Genomic DNA, 17889 nt, shown 5'->3' on the forward strand with positions numbered 1-17889 from the left:
CAGCAGATGGTTGCCATACGGAGGTCCGCGCTTAAGCGTTTTACGAATCCCGACGGCACGCGCGCTGTCGATACCTTGTCTGGCCTGGTCTCGAGCGCCTCATGCAGATCGGCGTGGCGATCGCAGACAGCAGCGTGCCGGCGCGCTACTTCGGTCGCGACCTATTCGGCAAATGGCAATACGCCCATACGCTTTTGCTCCTCCTGTCGCCGATTGCACGGGTCTGTGGCGCGGAAATCCTCCTGCCGACCATCGTCCATCGGCAGAAGAACAATTTGGCAGCGCCTTTGCGTTTTGGCTCTCCGCGTCGGCGGCGGCGCTGCTGCTGCCGTGGGCGGACATTCTGCTGGCACAGCGGCGGGCTTCATCCATCCGCCCCTGTAACGGCGAACCTGGCCGGGCTCGCCGTTACAGGGGCGGCTGAACAACGAATGCGAAATCGCCTTAGACGGGATTCACACCGCGCGTGAAAAAACTGCTTGACGCGCCCCATGCGATTGACATTTAATCAGCGCACCGTTCGCTCACGTCACGAGCATCGACCTAGCAACCCCTTCTTGGGGGTTTGGGGGGCTTTTGCGCCCAAAATTGTGTGAGATGCTGATCTAGCCGTCCCTGGCTGGACCAAAGAATGTAAACCCCCTCGGGGAGTTCGCCCGGTCAGCAGCTTTTTCTTCGCCGACCGGACGGGATATCGCGTCCATGTGACCGCACGCGTTTCCAGTTTCCAGCTCGCTTCGTATTGTTCACGCCTCCTGGCTCGACGAACCTGGGGCTAGGCGAGCGTGACATTACCCTTCTTCTCGGGTCCTTACGCCAATACTGACTGGCTACACCCGGAGGGCGCTGAAAATCCATTGAAAACTTCGTGCCGCGAGATGCGGGCAACGGATATGGATTGTTTAAAAGAAGGCCTTCGCTGCTTCGAGCCAGACTATTGGCCAGCGGCCTGATGTTGATAGACGATTAACCAGTCGCCCATCGTTTTTTTACCCCTTGCGGGAGCCAAGCTCTCCCCGAAGGTCGTGCTGCTTGTTTCGCGCGGAACGCACCCGTTCGCGCGTGAGAGCAGCAACACACGTTACTTCTCCCAGTGAAAAGGGGGCCTATCCGAGAGCATGAGTTGCTTCCCGGTGTAACCGGGATCGTCCACGTGCCTCGATTGTCCGCTTGCGGACGGTAACAGGCTTCCGTTGTCTCTTGAAACGGTCGACCTCATCGATCGTTTCGGTCTGCGACGCGCTGCTCTGGCGCACATCAATCCTTTCACACACCATCAGGCGAGATCTCGACGTGACATGCTCACCCGAGAATCCGCCCACCACCTCGCGCTCGCCCTCACGCGAGCGGTCATTGCCCACGTGCTGCATGCACGCGAATACGGTTGAACATCGAATGCGCCGCCATGCGACGCCGGGTGTTCAACCCACCCCGGGCTCTCTCTTCCAGCGCAGACCTTTCCACCGGTGTCATCCGGGGACCATCAGCTAAACCGCCTCTGCCCGTCTCTTTGCACTCCCGCATGCCAGCAGATCAACGTCCCGCCCTCGTTGTACCTGCTCGTTTCACTCACGTGTCTGGTTAGACACGTCGCCATCGCAAGCGATGGCAGCAGGGTGCCCTCATTCGCGTGCCCGCCCGCGCGTGAGGTCAGGTACAGGCGGAACAACCAGCCACATCAAAGGAGTGCTATGGGTCGAAGATCAACGGGCGTGAACCATGCCGCACAGATGAGCCGTGAAGCCGGCGGAAGCAAAGACTCGCAGAAACACCGTCGCCTGCACTGGAGCGAGTTCTCGCGTTTCGCGGCCCGGATTGGTCACACGCTGGAGGCCGTCAACGAAGCAGAGGACTGGATGCTTGAATTCTTCATCTGGTTTCTGGTTGCAGGGGCAATGAAGCCCGGCACGCTCGCAAACTATCGAGCGTCGCTCTCAGTAATACAGGATATGGCCGGACAGGATATGTCGCGCTCAATCCGCAGCCGGGCCCTCCAGCTTGAGCGACGGGACCGGCATGGCAAGCACCGTGCTCGCACGCCGCAGGAGTTCAGCGAACTGCTCGCCGCGGCACAACGGCTCGATGACGGTGTCGTGCACGTGATTCGCCTGATGCGTTGGCTGGGACTTCGCATGCGCGAAGCACTCATGTGCGGCAAGTCGCTGGAAACCTGGCGCGATCTGATCCTGCAGGGAAATCGACGTCTGCCCATCGAGCGCGGCGCCAAGAACGGGCGTCCGCGTCGCACCGAGGTGCTTGTTGATCACGTCGAGGAAACGCTCGACGCGATCAACGCGGCGCTGGCGTTCTGCCGCAGTCGCGACTTTGAACTGATCACCGGTTGCAACGACGACCTCAAAAGCGCAAAGGCCCGCCTGAAGTCTCGCTTTGACCAATTGCCGATGCGTAGAGAGCTCGGAAGTCACAGCCTGAGATTTACCTATGCAGTCGATTTCGGCAATGCCGCACTCGATCGCGGAATGCCGCCTGTCGAGGTACTGACCCAACTATCGGACCGGCTTGGACACGGCCCGTCACGCGTGAAGATGATCCTCGAAGTCTACTGTTGGCAGATCAGGCACCGGTTTCCCGAAAAGATGCAGTTACCCAGCGACTTCGTACCTTTGGAGAAAGCAAACAAGAGAAACCACTCAATACCTGCAATGTCCGGCGCGGGCGACCGGACGCAGCTCGGCAATGGTGCCGAACATAGGCGTCGACGGCCGGCGCGCGGACGCCGCGCCCGGACGAATCACGCGGCGCTTCAGCTGTGAGCGCAATTTTCAATAATCAGCATTGCGAACCGACCAACCACCAACCACGATCCACCCGTCTAAAGGAGGTAAGCAAGAAGTGTTGGAATCCAGACTCTCAAACGAAGCTCGCATAGCGCTATCCCGGTACAGCAGCGACAAAGCGGCCCAGACACTGCTGCCGTTATGGCTCAAGTTCGAAGCTTTTTTGCAATCGCGCGGCACGTTGCCATCTTCCATCGCTGACCTTCCGGAGGAATCGCTTCGCGCGTACGCGACGTCTCTCGACTACCAGGATTGGCACGTCGATGACGCTCTTGTCGCCCTGAGCGCCGTGCTTCTCGTGTGCCTGCACGCGGGCTACAAGGCCAAGGTCTTGCGCTCCATCGTAATCCCGCGGATCCGTCGCCCCGTCCAGAACCGCCAATGGGATGCATTCCGCCTTCGAACGTACCGACCGCTCGAATACTCGCAACTCGCCCGAAGTCGCAGACGCAGGGCCAAGCTCGAGGCGTACGCCAGCGATCCCGCTCGCATCGAAGACTCCGTCACGTAAACAGCAACGCACTTAACACATTCGATACCTTCACTAACAACCCTTGCAGGAACGACAATGACTCATCTGATTGTGGCTCACTTTCAAAGCTCGAACAGCGCAGCGCAGGCATCGGCGGCGCAAATCCTTCACGCGCAGATGGGAGGTTTGCTCGTGAAACCGGGCCCGCTCGATGGACAGGGTGAGCACGTGAACAACAACACACGTCTGACAGAAAGCGAAAATGCGCTTCAGGATCATTACTGCACGATGATGACTTCCCCGCGCGGCGGCATCATCGACGTCCCGACTGAGCATCGGAGCGCCATGATCGCGTTTATCCAGTTGAGGCGTCATGTTCTCACCGAACTCAAAACGATCATTGTCTCGGTGTCCCCGGATACCGCGTCACAGCAGGCTGCCGTAGAAACGCTTACCGCGATTTGCGCGGCGGGCGTGGTTCCGGCCTGCATCCGGATTCTCGCTACCGACGCTCCGGCGGACGCCCGGCTTGACGACGTCTACCCGCCAGTCGTTGACTATGCCCGCGAAGCCCAAATCACGGTAACGCCCGAGGCTGTGCTCCCGGTGTCAACATCTTTCGCCAAGGCCCAACAATTCAAGATGCCGATCGCCGCTGTCTTGAACCGCGCGGTCGATTTCGAAACGGAATTGACCTCGGCGCGGGTCAATGGCGCGCCTGAAAAAATCGTGCATGCGCTCGCTCATAAAGTAATCGCGCAGCGCGATCTCCTGGGCACTGCGGATGCGTTCAAACGTGTCGCCGACACACTCGGCCTACCGTGCATTTCGCAGGACGAGTGGCGTGCCGAATGCGCGCCAACTACGAACCGTAAGCGCGCGAGGACAGAGGCACTCGATTAAGGGCTTTTAATACGCCTCCGGGTAACGAAGCTGCAAGGCGGATTAACGGCCCACTTCCACTCAAGGTCCGTTGATCCGCGCGACTACTCGGCCTCCGATCGCCGAAGGCGCGACTTCAGGAAATCCGTTTAGGTCAGGAAAGCGTCGATGCACTATCGCTTCAGCCACGAAGTCAAGTTTGATCCCCTGTGCGCCGGTCCGCGCCCAGACCACAACAGGGGCGGCTTCTCGTGGCATACCAACCGGCACCTCGCCAGCACCGGCCGCAGCAAAGCAGCTTTGTCACCGGTGCGGGGACCTGAGAGAGCGCAAGGCAACCCTAACGTCTTCCAGCGTAACGGTACCTGAGCCGTCACGCAGATACCGAAGCGCAGCAAGATCGAGGATTCGTTTCAATATGGCATCCGTATCCGAGAGAAAACGCTCCTGCAATGCGTTGGCGACACAGTCAGCGGTGTGACGGGAGATTTGGAAGGTCTCGCCCGACATAGTCCTGAGTTTCGTACGGACATAGGAGACGATCCAGGTGTCCCGTCCGTCGCCGCCTCCCAGCCCGCAGGTGCAGCAATTGGGGCAACGCGCCGCTCGCCCGAGCCCTTTTTCTTTTTTGGATGCGACAATCGTGTGTTTCCGGGCACTTTGCTGTCCGCGTGCTCCGTGCGAAAACGTCTCAGCACTGCATCGGCATGCGGCACACATGGGACACCACTGGTCGCGCTGGCACGCGCATGCTTCATCACTCGTCATCTCAACTCTCCTGGGTAATGGTTCAGCGACCGCCTCTTTCCGGAGGACGTTCGCCAAGCCAGTCTCCACTCGAAATCGCAAAGTCAAGTCGCGCCGGTGGAGATCGTCAGGGCGCCCATGGAGGTCCAACGCAGAAGACTGCGGCGTGACGCCCAGACAAGACGGACTACGCATGGAAGATCGCGAGCGGCCCAACGTCGGCGAATTGAATGACGAAGTGCGCATCGGGAACCGGCATCGCATTGAAGCGCGACGGCGCGCCTTCTCTTATCCCCAATCGCAGTGGCGGCAGAGCATCCGTCCCGTTCGCAAACGATGCGCTGCCGCTCGCCGGGTCCTTTCGCGCGCCGGCGCGCCGCGCAACCTCGTCAAGCGCACGATGCTCAAGACTCTAGCGGGCTGTCTCGGCGCGAACACCCCCGTTGAAATCGCGAGCGCGGCAGTGAGCGAGGGTGTGCCGCCCACCTTCTCGGCCACGACCATGGCAATGCGCGTTGTGACCACTTCGGCGCAAGCAGCACAAGCGTTTTATGCGAGGCGCCGAAGAGCTTGACATTGTCCACCGCCGAGACGATCACCCTGAGCGAAGGGCTACTCGACTGCGGAGGAGCGAAAGCGTGGCGCCCTTTAACTTGTCCCACTACCGCCACAGCCGCAACGGAGATGCAACCGTTGAGGGCCCGACAGGAAATGGACGAACTGCGAACCATCAGAAAAGATGCGATACGGCGTCCCGGTGATCCTCTGCGCGGCAAAGGCAATCGTCACCGCGATCAGCACCAGGTTGGCAATCGGATTGTGCTTCACGCGCGTATAAATGCTCAGCGCGATCAGACAGGCGATGACCCTGACAGTGAGGCCGGGCAGCGTCGAGGAAAGAAGACAGACCCAAAATTTGATCGACACGGTGCTGTCAGCGCGCCGTGTCCTGCCGGAAGCGGTCCGGATTCAACTTATAATTGCGCCTTTCAGCGACGTTTTACTGGCGCCATTCTAATGTTTAGACGCCCCGCGCTCACAAAGTTGCCGCATCAAACCCTCGTCCGGGCACGTCAGCTTACCGACGATATGCGCCCTTCGTGCCCGCAAACTGCAAACGGACACCATGCGGATACTGGCGCTTAAGCGTTTTACGAATCCCGACGTCACGCGCGCTGTCGCAAACCTTGTCTGGCTTGGCCTCGAACGCCTCACCCAGATCGGCGTGGCGATCGCGATCAGCGGCGTGCTGGCGCGCTACTTCGGTGCCGACCTGTTCGGCAAATGGCAATACGCCAACACGCTTTTGCTCGTCCTGTCGCCGATTACATGGGTGTGCGGCGCGGAGATTCTCGTGCCGACCATCGTACATCGTCCGCCTGAACAACTCGGCACCGTGCTCGGCAGCGCGTTCGCGTTGCGGCTCTCGGTGTCGGCCGTCGCGCTGTTGCTGACCTGGGCAGGGATTGCGGCGGGCGTCACCGATCCCGTCGTCGGGGCGATGCTCGCCGGACTGGCCGTCACGATGCTGTTTCGCGAGCCGTTCGTCGGCGTGATCAACGCGTGGCTGCAAAGCATGACCTACAGCAAGCCGCAGTTGCTCACCAGCATGACGACGGCCATCGCCAAGGCCATCCTCGTCTGGCTGCTGGTGCGCGCGGCCGCCGCGCCGTCGCGCTTCGGCTGGCTGTGGGCGCTCGAATCGGCCGCGATCGGCGCGGTGCTGGTCGTCTATTTCATGCAAAGGCACGGCGGGAAACTCGGCTGGCGCGTGGACCGCGCGCTGTTCCGCCACTTCGCGACGGCGGGCACCGTGTTCTGGCTCGGCCTGATCTGCATGTACCTGTTCCTGAAGCTCGACCGCCTGATGCTGGAGCGCGCAATCTCGTTCGCCGACCTCGGCCGCTACTCGGCCGCGCAACAGCTCAACGAGAACTGGATCACGCTCGCGCTGATGCTGGCGCAAACGCTTGCGCCCGCCTTCGTCTACCGCGTCCAGGACGCGGTGCAGCTGCGCCGCAACATGTGGCGGCTCACGGCCATGACAGCCGTTCTGATGATCGCCGGCGCGTTCGTGCTGGACCTGCTGGCAGGCTTCATCATCCGCCGCGTGTTCGGGCCGGATTTCGAGGAAGCCGTCGATATCTTCCGCTGGGCCGTATGGCTGTCCGTCCCCGCCGGCATCGAGGCGATCGGCAACCTGGTGGTCCTGAAGTATCAGGCGAAGTTCGTGTTGCTGTCGAAGTGGCTGCTGGCGCTCGCCGTCGCGGGCATCGTCAATCTGCTGGCGATTCCGCGTTTCGGCGCGTACGGCGCGCTGATCGGCCTTGCCGCCGGCTATCTCGCCGCGGCTTCCGTCAATTTTTATTACATCCGTTACAAGCTGCGCCCATGACGTCTTCTTCATTCCCGCCGCCCGTGGGCGCTGCGCCGCTCGACGACGTCGCCGTGCTGATGCCCGCCTACAACGGCCAGGCGGACGTCGAGCGCACGCTGGCCTCGTTCAGCGAGGACGCGCGCATCCACGTGCTGATCGTCGACGACGGCAGCACGCCGCCCATCGTCGCGCCCGCGCTGCCGAACCTGTCGATCGAGGTGCTGCGCATGCCGAAGAACGGCGGTATCGAACGCGCGCTGCAGGCGGGTATCGAAGCGCTGGCGGCGCGCGGCTTTCGCTACGCCGCGCGCATCGACGCCGGCGACCTGACCGTGCCGCAGCGGCTTGCGCGTCAGCGCGCGTATCTCGAAGCGCATCCGCAGGTCGCGGGGCTCGGCATGTGGACGCAGGTGGTGTCGCGCGACGGCAAGCCGCTCTTCATGCTGACGCCGCCCGCGGAGCCGTGCGCGATCCGCCGCGTGCGCTTCATGCGCGCGTGTTTCGTGCATCCGTCGATGATGCTGCGCATCGACGCCGTGGTCGCCGTGGGCAACTATCGCGAGGCTTACAAGGCGGCTGAAGACCTCGATCTGTTCCTGCGCCTGATGGCGCGCTACGACTGCGCGAACCTGCCAGAACTCGGCCTGTACTACGAGCTGAACGAAGGCGGCATCAGCGCGACGAAGCGGCGCCGCCAGATCGCCTCGACGCTGCGCTTGCAGATGCGCTACTTCAACGTACTGAATCCATACGACTGGCTCGGCCTCGCAAAGAACCTGCTGCACTTCGTCACGCCCTACCAGACGCTTCAGCGCGTGAAGAAGCGGCTCTACGCGCCGCGTGCGAGCCTCTGAACACCGCCCGTCCAACCTGCAACGCAAGCATGAAGCAACCCACCCAATCCGCTGGCGCGCTGCGCATCACGCTCGTCTGCAACACCGCGTTCGCGATCTACACCTACCGGCAAGGGCTGATACGCACGCTCGTCGCGCGTGGCGTCGACGTGACGGTGATCGCGCCGCGCGACCGCACCTTCGATCTGCTCCAGCAGATGGGCTGCCGCTGCATCGAGCTGCATGTCGCATCGAAAGGCACGAATCCGCGCGACGATCTGCGCACGTTATGGGCGCTGTACCGGCTTTATCGCGAGATTCGTCCGCATGTCGTGTTTCACTACACGATCAAGCCGAACATCTACGGAACGATTGCGGCGAAACTGGCAGGCGTCGATTCGGTTGCCGTCACGACGGGCCTCGGCTATGTTTTCATCCAGAAGAGCCGTGCGGCGCAAATCGCCAAGCTGTTGTACCGTTTTGCATTCCGTTTTCCGCGCGAAATATGGTTTCTGAATAAGGACGATGAAGCTGCGTTTCGCGACCAGCAATTGCTCGCGCATCCGGAGCGCGCGCGCCTGCTGCACGGCGAAGGCGTGGATCTCGAGCAGTTTTCTTTCACGCCCCTGCATGTGCGTGAAAACAGGCAGGATGCATTTTCTTTTGTATTAATCGGCCGCCTGTTGTGGGATAAAGGCGTGGGCGAATATGTCGAGGCCGCACGGCAATTGCGCGCGAAGTATCCGCATGCGCGCTTCCAGTTGCTTGGGCCCGTCGGCGTCGACAATCCCAGCGCGATTTCGCAGGCCGAAGTCGACGCATGGGTGCGCGAAGGCGTGATCGACTATCTGGGCGAAGCGCACGACGTGCGCCCGCTGATCGCCGCCGCCGATTGCGTCGTGCTGCCTTCGTATCGCGAAGGCGTGCCGCGCACGCTGATGGAAGCGTCGGCAATGGGACGGCCCATCGTCGCCACCGACGTGCCGGGATGCCGCGAAGTGGTCGCGCACGGTGTCAACGGCTTGTTATGCGAGGCGCGTAATGTGGACAGCCTCGCAGCGAAGCTCGCGCAGATGCTCGACATGAGCGACGACGAACGTCGCGCGATGGGCGAGCGCGGCCGCGAGAAAGTCGCACGGGAATTTGACGAACGGGTTGTCGTCGAACGGTATAAAGGCCTGATCCAGCAGTTGACGGGCATATCACTCTAAAGGGAGTTCAGCATGACCACGAAGGGCACGATTCTGGTAACGGGCGGTGCAGGCTTCATTGGTTCGCACACGTGCGTGGAACTGCTCAACAGCGACTACGACGTGGTGGTGATCGACAATCTCGTGAACAGCAAGCGCGAATCGATCGCGCGCGTCGAGAAGATCACGGGCAAGCAGGTCGCGTTCTACGAAGCGGATGTGCGCGACGAAGCCGTCGTCAACACGATCTTCGACAAGCATCCCATCACGGGCGCGATTCACTTCGCGGCGTTAAAGGCGGTGGGCGAATCGGTGGCGAAGCCGCTCGAGTACTACCGCAACAACATGGACGGCCTGCTCGTGCTGCTCGACGTGATGCGCGCGCGCAATGTGAAGCAGTTCGTGTTCAGCTCGTCGGCGACCGTGTATGGCGTGCCGAAAAGCTCGCCCATCGACGAATCGTTCCCGCTCTCGGCAACCAATCCGTATGGCCAGAGCAAGCTGATCGCCGAGCAGATCCTGCGCGATCTCGAAGTCTCCGATGCGTCGTGGCGCATCGCGACGCTGCGCTACTTCAACCCGGTCGGCGCGCATGAAAGCGGCCTGATCGGCGAAGATCCCGGCGGCGTGCCGAACAACCTGATGCCCTATGTCGCGCAGGTCGCCGTCGGCAAGCTGGAAAAACTGCGCGTGTTCGGCGGCGACTACGACACGCCGGACGGCACGGGCGTGCGCGATTACATCCACGTCGTCGACCTGGCGCGCGGCCATATCGCGGCGCTCGACGCGCTCGTCAGGCACGACGCGAGCTTCGTCGTGAATCTCGGCACCGGTCAGGGCTATAGCGTGATCGACGTCGTGAAGGCGTTCGAGAAGGCGTCGGGCAAGCCGGTGCCGTATGAAATCGTCGCGCGCCGCCCCGGCGACGTCGCGCAGTGCTTCGCCAATCCCGCTAAGGCGCTGGAGGTGATCGGCTGGGAGGCGCAATACGGCATCGAGCGCATGTGCGCCGACCATTGGCGCTGGCAGGCGCAGAATCCGCGCGGATTCGAATAAGTCCGCCGCTCGACACTCGCGAAACCCACGAAACCCACGAAACCCACGAAACGCGCGGGATGCGCTTGCGCATCCCGCCTGTCGAACGGGCGGCCCACTAGCCCCGGCCCATCCCCCTTCCTCCTTTCTGTGCTCCGACGCACAGAAACGCCTCCCGTCCGCTGCTTCAATAGGCGCTCATACACTGGCGCTGCGTCGTTCATTCCGACCCGGCGTCCCGGGAGGCACAATGAACGTCATTGCAGAAGCGGCTGCACAGGATATCCTCGATCACGAAACCCACCTTGCCTGCGTCATCCAGCCCGTCGTGCTGGCGGGCGGGTCCGGGACACGCCTGTGGCCGCTGTCGCGCGAGCAATGCCCGAAACAGCTGATCGGTCTGACGGGCGACGAATCGCTGCTCGAAGCAACACTGCGCCGAACCCAGGGCTTGCGCGCGCCGACTCACGAGCATCCCGCGCCGCATATCGTCAGGACACAGCCGACGCTCGTCGTCTGCAGCGAGGAGCTGAAGCTGCCGACCAAAGAGCGGCTCGAGCGCTGCGCATGTGAATCCCGCGTCGTGCTGGAGCCAGCGCCGCGCAACACGGCACCCGCGCTGACGATCGCCGCACTGGCGGCGCTCGGGGATGCGCCGCACGGCGAAGACCCGATTCTCGTCGTGATGCCCGCCGATCATCTGATCAGCGACGACGCCGCCTTCGTCGACACGCTGCAGCAGGCCATCCAGCACGCGCTGCGCGATGCGATCGTCACGCTCGGCGTGCCGCCAGAGCGCGCGGAAACGGGCTACGGCTACATCAAGACCGGCCTGCCCGCCGACGCACGCGGCGCGCGCAGCATCGAGCGTTTTGTCGAAAAGCCCGCGCAGGAAACGGCGGAACAGTACGTCGCCTCGGGCGAATATTGGTGGAACAGCGGCGTGTTCGTGATGCGCGCATCGGTCTGGCTCGCGGCGATCACGGCGTGCCAGCCGGACATCGCGGCGGCATGCCGGGCGTCGTACGAACATGCGAGCATCGCGAGCGACGGCTCGCTGCAACTCGATCGCGCCGCATTCGCCGCCTGCCCGAGCGATTCGATCGACTACGCGGTGATGGAACACATCGGCGACGATCCGAAGCTGATGGGGATCATCGTGCCGCTGACGGCCGGCTGGTCCGATGTCGGCGCGTGGGACGCCGTCTGGGACATCAGCGAGAAGGATGTCTCAGGCAACGTCGCGCGCGGCCGCGTGCTGTTCGAAGGTTCGACGGATACCTATGCGCACTCGGAGGGACGGCTGGTCGCGTGTGTCGGCGTGACGGGCGTCGTGGTGGTCGAAACGGCCGACGCCGTGCTCGTCGCCGCGAAAGACCGCGTGCAGGACGTGAAGGCGATCGTGAACCGCCTGAACGCGGCGAAGAACACGGAAGCGAAGGTGCATCGGAAAGTCGAGCGGCCGTGGGGCTGCTACGACTCGATCGATCACGGCGAGCGCTTTCAGGTGAAACGTATTGTCGTGAAGCCGGGCGGGCGGTTGTCGCTGCAGATGCATCACCATCGCGCCGAACACTGGATCGTCGTGCGCGGCACCGCGCGCGTGACGCGCGGCGAGGAAACGTTCCTGCTGACGGAAAACCAGTCGACGTATATCCCGCTTGGCACCCTGCACCGGCTGGAGAATCCGGGCAAGACACCGCTCGAACTCATCGAGGTGCAATCGGGCAGTTATCTCGGTGAGGACGATATCGTGCGGTTTGACGATCAGTACGGGCGCACCGGAGTCTAGCGGCAGGCGTGGCAGGTGACCGCTGAGCAGATAGGCGCCACACGTTACTGAAACGACGCACATCGGTCTCAAGAAGCGCAGAACAGACAGCCAACGTTGGTGGTCCAATCTCCGTACTTGGATTGGAGCTCCACAGAATCTTGTTCTTTCGGCTCAGCGGTCCCATTGAGCCGTATATGCGAAAACGGCGCCCGGATGTCAGGACGCCGCTCTTTTTTTCCGCTTCGCTTACTTCATGATGGCGAGGCAGACCGCCACCACGATGGCGAACACCTTCCACATGCGCCATAGCTCGCTGGACCAGATTGCGCCTGCTGCGCCTGTGACAAGCAACACAACGCACAAGTCGTTGTTCACATGCATGCTCGCGAGCATGGCAGCGAACCACCACAACCCCAGCGAGGCGAGAAAGATTATTGTCCTGCGCGCGAAAAACGGTAGCGCCATAAACTTCATGTAACAAGACGTCAGCCGGTCCGTAACGCCCATTTACGCCTCCGGCTTGTTGTTCTTGAAATATTCGATGACGTCCAGACTGCACCAGCCTGCGACGCCAGACGCGACAAACGCCGCGATAAATAGCCACGTGCGCGGTTCAGACAGCGGTAGGCCATGACGCAAGATATTGATCAGTTCCAGCATGTTTCCACCTCGTGGTTGCAGCCCGATGCATCGCGCCTCGCGCCATGAACACCAGAGCCAGACCCATCTTCGCGTCCCTGCAGCGAAGTCAAGTCTCCACTCGCAAGGGGTACGTGCCATGCTAGTGATGAGTCGTGGTTGCCAACTTTGGCGCGATCAAACGGAGGGTACGTAAGGGATTGTGGAATTTCCGGCGAAACGTCGCTTCGCATCGGGCAGTCAGGGCGAGTCGCCGGCTTCGAGTGTCACTTCTCGACATGCCAACGCCGACCTGTCGGTTCGAATAGGTCGGCGGTACTGTGAAAGGATGATCCACGATCGACGCGGGCTGCAATCGCGGGGACAGAGAAAAACGGATCGCAATCTGCCGGCTGGAAGGACAGACTGATGGGCAGCAAAGAAATGAAGACCGCCTTGCCGGCTACGTTTGCCGCCAAGCTAGATTAGATCGCCGCGTGTTGTATCTGATGGCGGCCATCCGGTAATAGGTCGTGGGCTGCCAAAGCGCCGTCGCAACGGCCCGTTGGTCGCAAGGGGCGGTCAGGCGTACGGACGTATCCGGATTAAGTTCCTGCTTTTGGGAGCAAATTAGCGCAGGCGTCTGATTTCACAGAGGAAACCGCCTGATTTGCGAAAAACTATTGACCGCACAGGCGCCCCGTTTTCGCAAAATTGGGCAGTGCAAATGGCCCATGAAGATCCAAGTGCATAAAGCGGATTTCGGGCATCCATGCGCATCATAACTAATCCTTGCAAGAAAAGCCCTGTGCTTCGCTATTCGCCGCTCGCCGGCGAAAGAGAGTGACCTGCAGTTCCGCGGACATCGTCATGCTCACTCACTGCGCTAACCTTTCAGCAACGAATGATAGCGACTTACGCGTATCAGAAAGACTACAGTGCCTCGTGAAGAGTAACGTTCGGATTATCCGGATCACGGTCCTAACCCGGAAAGCTCCCCAAAGCGCATAGCTTTTTCTTTTACTAAGTATTAAGAGACTCAATTGCGCCGGATCGTCGTCAGTCAAATTGCAGCACGCGACAGCAGACTCGCGATTTCCGCCCCCTTTGCGCGCATGCATGTTTCGGCATTGCTTAGTCGCGCGGACTGCGAATTTGCGTGCTCCATGCTCCCCGAGTCCGAAGTCACTCAAAACGCAAACCGGTCGTTGCTTAACGCAAGAGCGGGTCCGAGTTTATGACGAGTCGAGTCGTCGATCTCTGCGGTCTAATTTGAGAATCGCAGCGATTGAAACCACTCCTATGATTCGACTCTGAACACCGCCACCGCCTCCCGCAACACGACAGCCTGCGCCTCGAGCGTCTTCGCCGCCGCCGCTGCCTGCTCGACGAGCGCCGCGTTCTGCTGTGTCACCTCGTCGATCTGGCCGATCGCCTTGTTGATCTGCTCGATGCCGTCGCTCTGCTCGTGCGCGGCACCTTCGATCTCCGACATGATGCCCGTCACGCGCTGCACGGAGTTCATCGCCTCTTCCATCGTCTTGCGCGCGTCGGCCACCAGCGACGCGCCCTGCGCAACCTGTGCCGTCGAATCGCCGATCAGCTCGCGAATCTCCTTCGCTGCTGCGCCCGAGCGCTGCGCGAGCGCGCGCACTTCCGATGCGACCACAGCAAAGCCTCTTCCCTGCTCGCCCGCGCGCGCCGCCTCGACGGCTGCGTTCAACGCGAGGATGTTGGTCTGAAACGCGATGCCTTCGATGATGCCGATGATCTCCCCCACCTTGCGCGACGACGCGGTGATGCCGTCCATCGTCTGCGTCACGCGCGCGACCACGTCGCTGCCGCGCACTACCGTGTCGAGCGCGCCTTGCGCAAGGCGGCTTGCGAGCTTCGCGTTGTCGGTGTTCTGCTTGACGGTCGCCGACAGCTCTTCCATGCTCGCCGCCGTCTCCTGAAGGGCGGCGGCCTGCTGTTCGGTGCGGCTCGACAGGTCCGCGTTGCCGGCGGCGATTTCGTTGGCGCCGAGCGTGATCGAATGGGTACTGCCGCGCACTTTCGACACCGTGTCGACGAGGCCGTCACGCATCTGCGAGAGCGCCTGCAGCAGTTGGCCCATCTCGTTGCGCGAGCGCACCTTGACCGAGGTCGTCAGGTCGCCTTCCGCCATGCTGCGAAAGTGGCGGATGGTCTGGTTCACCGGCTTCACGACAGCCGACGACAGGCCCGCGCGCGCTAACGCGCCGATTACGACGGTGGCCACGCCGATCGCGATGAACAGACCCGTCGAGAGTGTGAAGCGCCGACTCAACTTGCCAGCCTCGCGCTGGCGGTTATCGTCCTGCGCGCGCTTGAGCGCGTCGATCGCCTTTGCGTAGACACCGTAAAAGCGGTCCGCCGTCTCGCCCTGGATCGTGCGGAACGTATTGAAGTCGTTGTCGACGAGCGCCTTGTGCTCCGGCTCGATCGCCTGGTTGACGAGTGCCGCGCGAGCCTGCGCCACGGTTTGGGCGAGCTTGCCCTCTTCTTCGCTGCCGAAGGGGCCCGCCATGTAGACGCGGAAATCCTCGTTCGACGACTCCAGCAGCTTGTGCGCGGCGGCGAGCAGTCCGTCCGTGTCCTTGCCGACGCTGAAAAGCGTCTCGTAGCTGCCGAGCGACAGGCGCACCTGCAGGAGTTTTTCCGAGCTCGACGTCAGCGCGTTCATCGCCGCCGATGACTGCTGCACGTTCTGCAGGCCATCGTTGGTGAATTTCAGCGCGCCCCAACCGACGCCGATCACGATCAGGAGAAAAGCCGCGAAGATGCCGATGACGAGCGTCAGTCCTTGCCGGATGGTGATGTTTTTGAGCATGAGTGTCCGTGACGTGCTGTCGGCCAGCCGGGATGGCAGCCCCATCGATGGCTATCGGCAGCAAGGGACGGACTCCGAATAGGGAGAATCCATGACGTAGCATGTGGGATGGCGCGCTCTGCGCCGGCTCCCTCGAACGCTGTCTGCGCTTTGCTACCGTGGAAGCCGGGGTTTTGCACGGGCTACCTGCACGTCCGCACGCACGATGTGCCAGAGCATGGAGAAGCTGGTGCCGCCGACCGTCGGGTAGGTGTCCGCGTGACAGTTGTCCGACAGCGGATCGCAAGCGATCGTCATCGTCTGCTTGTCGTTGAACGTGATCTTGACGATCGGGCTCTCGAGCGCGCCCTTCTGGATGGGTTCGAGTTCGTATGTACAGGGAACGGCTTTGGGAGCGGTTCCTGTCCTGTCGCCCTTTATCAGCAGCGTTGCAGTTTTCGAAGGCGAACTGTCGAAACGAAGCTCGACTGAGTCGCCGCTGTCGGCGCTACCTTTCATCGATACGGGCACCGATGAGGGGACTGCGATGGATGCCAGCGGCAGCGCGAATAGCGCCGCGCTCAGGCATGCAAGAAGAGAGATACGCATCTTCGACCGTACGGCTTGAATATGCAGCGCATTATGGGCGAAAACGGCGCCGTCTGCCGCCGAGCCGTCAACCCGTCCGGGCCCGCTGCGTTTCATTTGTATAATCCACCGTTTGCCTTTCCGGCCTCCACTTCATGCTCAGTTTCGCGCTCGGCTTCATCGTTTCACTACTGGTCACTCTCGTGATCGTGCGGTATGCGCATCTGCATGAAACGTTTGCGGACAACGATCTGGCCGGCGTGCAGAAATTCCACGCGCGGCCCGTGCCGCGGATCGGCGGAACGGGGATTCTGGTCGGGCTGGTCGCTTCGGCGATCCAGTTGTACGGCGCGTATCCGGCCGTTTCGGCGGGTATTCTCGGCATTGTCGCGTGCGGGCTTCCGGCGTTTGCCTCGGGTCTGATCGAAGACCTGACGAAAAAGGTGTCGCCTCTGGCCCGGTTGATCTGCACGATGGTCGCCGCAGCGCTCGCTTATTTCGTGCTGGGAATCGCCGTCACGCGCATCAGCGTGCCGCCACTCGATTTTCTGCTCTCGTATGCGGCCATTTCCTGCGCGGTGACGGTGCTGGCAGTCGCGGCGCTCGCCAATGCGATTAATATCATCGACGGCTTCAACGGGCTGGCGTCGATGGTCGCGTTCATGATGTTCGCGTCGCTGGCGTATGTGGCGTTTCAGGTCCATGACCCGATCGTGCTGTCGGCATCGCTCATCATGATGGGCGCGGTAATGGGCTTCTTTATCTGGAACTTCCCCGCCGGGCTGATCTTTCTCGGCGACGGCGGAGCGTACTTCATCGGTTTCATGCTCGGCGAACTGTCGATCATGCTCGTGATGCGCAATCGCGATGTGTCGGCGTGGTATCCCGTGCTGCTGTTTATGTATCCGATCTTCGAGACTTGCTTCTCTATCTACCGGAAGAAGTTTATTCGCGGAATGTCGCCCGGGATTCCCGATGGCGTGCATCTGCATATGCTCGTTTATAAGCGGCTTATGCGGTGGGCGGTGGGCTCGAGGACGGCGCGCGAATTGACGCGGCGCAATTCGCTGACGTCGCCGTATTTGTGGCTACTGTGCCTGATCGCGGTGATACCCGCCACACTCTTCTGGCGCCACACGCTGCATTTGTTCTGTTTCGTGGTGGTGTTCGCGGCGACGTACGTGTGGTTGTACATGAGCATCGTGCGATTCAAGGTGCCGCGCTGGCTGGTGGTCCGAAGGCACCGGTGAAGCGCCCGCAGCAGGGAGACTGGCGTGGCGTTTTCCGTGAAGCGACCAGCCCACACGGTCATGCGACGCGACAGACATCGGGCAATGTCAATCAACGTTGCCGTCAACTGACGCTTCAGACCAAAAGGTGCGACACAGGATTTCAAAAAATGAAAAAGGCCGCGCCCGAAAGACGCAGCCTTGCTTCGATTGTTGTCCGTCCTTAACCCTACGCCTGCGCTATGACATGCGCCGACGAGCGCGGTCAACTTTTCGGCCGTTTCGGTCCATGACCAGACCGAATACAGACAAAGCGACAGCCACGCCAAGCGCAAAGAAACTGAAGCCCATACGATTCTCCCTTTCGTGGAAGCTTAACGTGAACTGCGCGGAAGACGTCGTTGACGCTTGACCCTGTTTGCATTGTGCTCCATCAGCGCGCCAAGTCCACACATGACGACTGCGGCGCCGAACACCAGAATACTGATATCCATTGCTCGTTCTCCTCGCTCGGAG

Annotated in this window: 15 protein-coding genes and 1 pseudogene; 11 read left to right on the plus strand and 5 right to left on the minus strand. The window is 61.5% G+C overall.

All coding sequences use genetic code 11. The features are described from left to right. Positions 1–6: 6 nt before the first annotated feature. The 5 genes and pseudogenes from C2L66_RS41425 to C2L66_RS42500 all read left to right on the plus strand — a co-directional run. Positions 7–349 (plus strand): annotated as a pseudogene (locus C2L66_RS41425) (hypothetical protein); the annotation flags it as partial. Between the two features lie 1363 nt (positions 350–1712). Beyond that, positions 1713–2774, plus strand: coding sequence for an integrase domain-containing protein (locus C2L66_RS12250; RefSeq protein WP_233444912.1), 1062 nt, complete (start codon positions 1713–1715; stop codon positions 2772–2774). Between the two features lie 79 nt (positions 2775–2853). Next, entirely contained in the window at positions 2854–3309 is a 456-nt protein-coding gene (locus C2L66_RS12255; protein ID WP_060599890.1) for a hypothetical protein, read from the plus strand. A gap of 57 nt (positions 3310–3366) precedes the next feature. After that, on the plus strand, positions 3367–4173 hold the full coding sequence (locus C2L66_RS12260; protein ID WP_060599888.1) for a hypothetical protein: 807 nt from the start codon (positions 3367–3369) through the stop codon (positions 4171–4173). Between the two features lie 919 nt (positions 4174–5092). Next, the gene (locus C2L66_RS42500) at positions 5093–5473 is read left to right on the plus strand and encodes a hypothetical protein (RefSeq protein WP_060599886.1); all 381 of its coding nucleotides are present in this window, start codon (positions 5093–5095) and stop codon (positions 5471–5473) included. A 74-nt stretch (positions 5474–5547) separates the two neighbouring features. Here C2L66_RS42500 and C2L66_RS12275 read toward each other — a convergent pair whose 3' ends face one another. Further along, positions 5548–5826 carry a hypothetical protein gene (locus C2L66_RS12275; RefSeq protein WP_103323705.1) on the minus strand — a complete coding sequence of 93 codons (279 nt, stop codon included), beginning with the start codon at positions 5824–5826 and terminating at the stop codon, positions 5548–5550. A gap of 199 nt (positions 5827–6025) precedes the next feature. Between C2L66_RS12275 and C2L66_RS12280 the strand changes: the two genes are divergently transcribed. From C2L66_RS12280 to C2L66_RS12300, 5 genes are all read left to right on the plus strand, one after another. Further along, positions 6026–7294 (plus strand): oligosaccharide flippase family protein, encoded by a 1269-nt coding sequence (locus tag C2L66_RS12280; protein WP_176056887.1) that lies wholly within the window; start codon positions 6026–6028, stop codon positions 7292–7294. Then, positions 7291–8130, plus strand: coding sequence for a glycosyltransferase (locus C2L66_RS12285; protein WP_060599878.1), 840 nt, complete (start codon positions 7291–7293; stop codon positions 8128–8130). Before C2L66_RS12280 ends, C2L66_RS12285 begins: the two co-directional genes overlap by 4 nt. 29 nt (positions 8131–8159) lie before the next feature. After that, positions 8160–9320, plus strand: a complete 1161-nt coding sequence (locus C2L66_RS12290; RefSeq protein ID WP_060599876.1) for a glycosyltransferase family 4 protein — start codon at positions 8160–8162, stop codon at positions 9318–9320. A 12-nt stretch (positions 9321–9332) separates the two neighbouring features. After that, entirely contained in the window at positions 9333–10355 is a 1023-nt protein-coding gene (galE, locus tag C2L66_RS12295) for a UDP-glucose 4-epimerase GalE (protein WP_054928740.1), read from the plus strand. 229 nt (positions 10356–10584) lie between these two features. After that, positions 10585–12126 carry a mannose-1-phosphate guanylyltransferase/mannose-6-phosphate isomerase gene (locus C2L66_RS12300; RefSeq protein ID WP_060599874.1) on the plus strand — a complete coding sequence of 514 codons (1542 nt, stop codon included), beginning with the start codon at positions 10585–10587 and terminating at the stop codon, positions 12124–12126. Positions 12127–12354: 228 nt separating this feature from the next. Here C2L66_RS12300 and C2L66_RS12305 read toward each other — a convergent pair whose 3' ends face one another. From C2L66_RS12305 to C2L66_RS12315, 4 genes are all read right to left on the minus strand, one after another. After that, complete coding sequence (locus C2L66_RS12305) at positions 12355–12615, minus strand: hypothetical protein (RefSeq protein WP_060599872.1); 261 nt, start codon at positions 12613–12615, stop codon at positions 12355–12357. After that, on the minus strand, positions 12616–12768 hold the full coding sequence (locus C2L66_RS41230) for a hypothetical protein (RefSeq protein WP_167352342.1): 153 nt from the start codon (positions 12766–12768) through the stop codon (positions 12616–12618). A 1258-nt stretch (positions 12769–14026) separates the two neighbouring features. Then, positions 14027–15577 (minus strand): methyl-accepting chemotaxis protein, encoded by a 1551-nt coding sequence (locus C2L66_RS12310; RefSeq protein ID WP_060599870.1) that lies wholly within the window; start codon positions 15575–15577, stop codon positions 14027–14029. Positions 15578–15730: 153 nt separating this feature from the next. Next, positions 15731–16261, minus strand: a complete 531-nt coding sequence (locus C2L66_RS12315) for a hypothetical protein (RefSeq protein ID WP_060599869.1) — start codon at positions 16259–16261, stop codon at positions 15731–15733. 38 nt (positions 16262–16299) lie between these two features. Here C2L66_RS12315 and C2L66_RS12320 point away from each other — a divergent pair, with 38 nt between their 5' ends. Further along, positions 16300–17394 (plus strand): MraY family glycosyltransferase, encoded by a 1095-nt coding sequence (locus tag C2L66_RS12320; protein WP_060599863.1) that lies wholly within the window; start codon positions 16300–16302, stop codon positions 17392–17394. Positions 17395–17889: the final 495 nt, after the last annotated feature.

The sequence above is a fragment of the Paraburkholderia caribensis genome, assembly GCF_002902945.1.
Classification (GTDB): Bacteria; Pseudomonadota; Gammaproteobacteria; order Burkholderiales; family Burkholderiaceae; genus Paraburkholderia; species Paraburkholderia caribensis.

Coding starts and splice junctions, on each gene's coding strand:
- C2L66_RS12260 (WP_060599888.1), top strand. CDS start 3,367: ATGACTCATCTGATTGTGGCTCACTTTCAAAGCTCGAACAGCGCAGCG.
- C2L66_RS42500 (WP_060599886.1), top strand. CDS start 5,093: ATGGAAGATCGCGAGCGGCCCAACGTCGGCGAATTGAATGACGAAGTG.
- C2L66_RS12280 (WP_176056887.1), top strand. CDS start 6,026: ATGCGGATACTGGCGCTTAAGCGTTTTACGAATCCCGACGTCACGCGC.
- C2L66_RS12285 (WP_060599878.1), top strand. CDS start 7,291: ATGACGTCTTCTTCATTCCCGCCGCCCGTGGGCGCTGCGCCGCTCGAC.
- C2L66_RS12290 (WP_060599876.1), top strand. CDS start 8,160: ATGAAGCAACCCACCCAATCCGCTGGCGCGCTGCGCATCACGCTCGTC.
- galE (WP_054928740.1), top strand. CDS start 9,333: ATGACCACGAAGGGCACGATTCTGGTAACGGGCGGTGCAGGCTTCATT.
- C2L66_RS12300 (WP_060599874.1), top strand. CDS start 10,585: ATGAACGTCATTGCAGAAGCGGCTGCACAGGATATCCTCGATCACGAA.
- C2L66_RS12305 (WP_060599872.1), bottom strand. CDS start 12,615: ATGGGCGTTACGGACCGGCTGACGTCTTGTTACATGAAGTTTATGGCG.
- C2L66_RS41230 (WP_167352342.1), bottom strand. CDS start 12,768: ATGCTGGAACTGATCAATATCTTGCGTCATGGCCTACCGCTGTCTGAA.
- C2L66_RS12310 (WP_060599870.1), bottom strand. CDS start 15,577: ATGCTCAAAAACATCACCATCCGGCAAGGACTGACGCTCGTCATCGGC.
- C2L66_RS12315 (WP_060599869.1), bottom strand. CDS start 16,261: ATGAAACGCAGCGGGCCCGGACGGGTTGACGGCTCGGCGGCAGACGGC.
- C2L66_RS12320 (WP_060599863.1), top strand. CDS start 16,300: ATGCTCAGTTTCGCGCTCGGCTTCATCGTTTCACTACTGGTCACTCTC.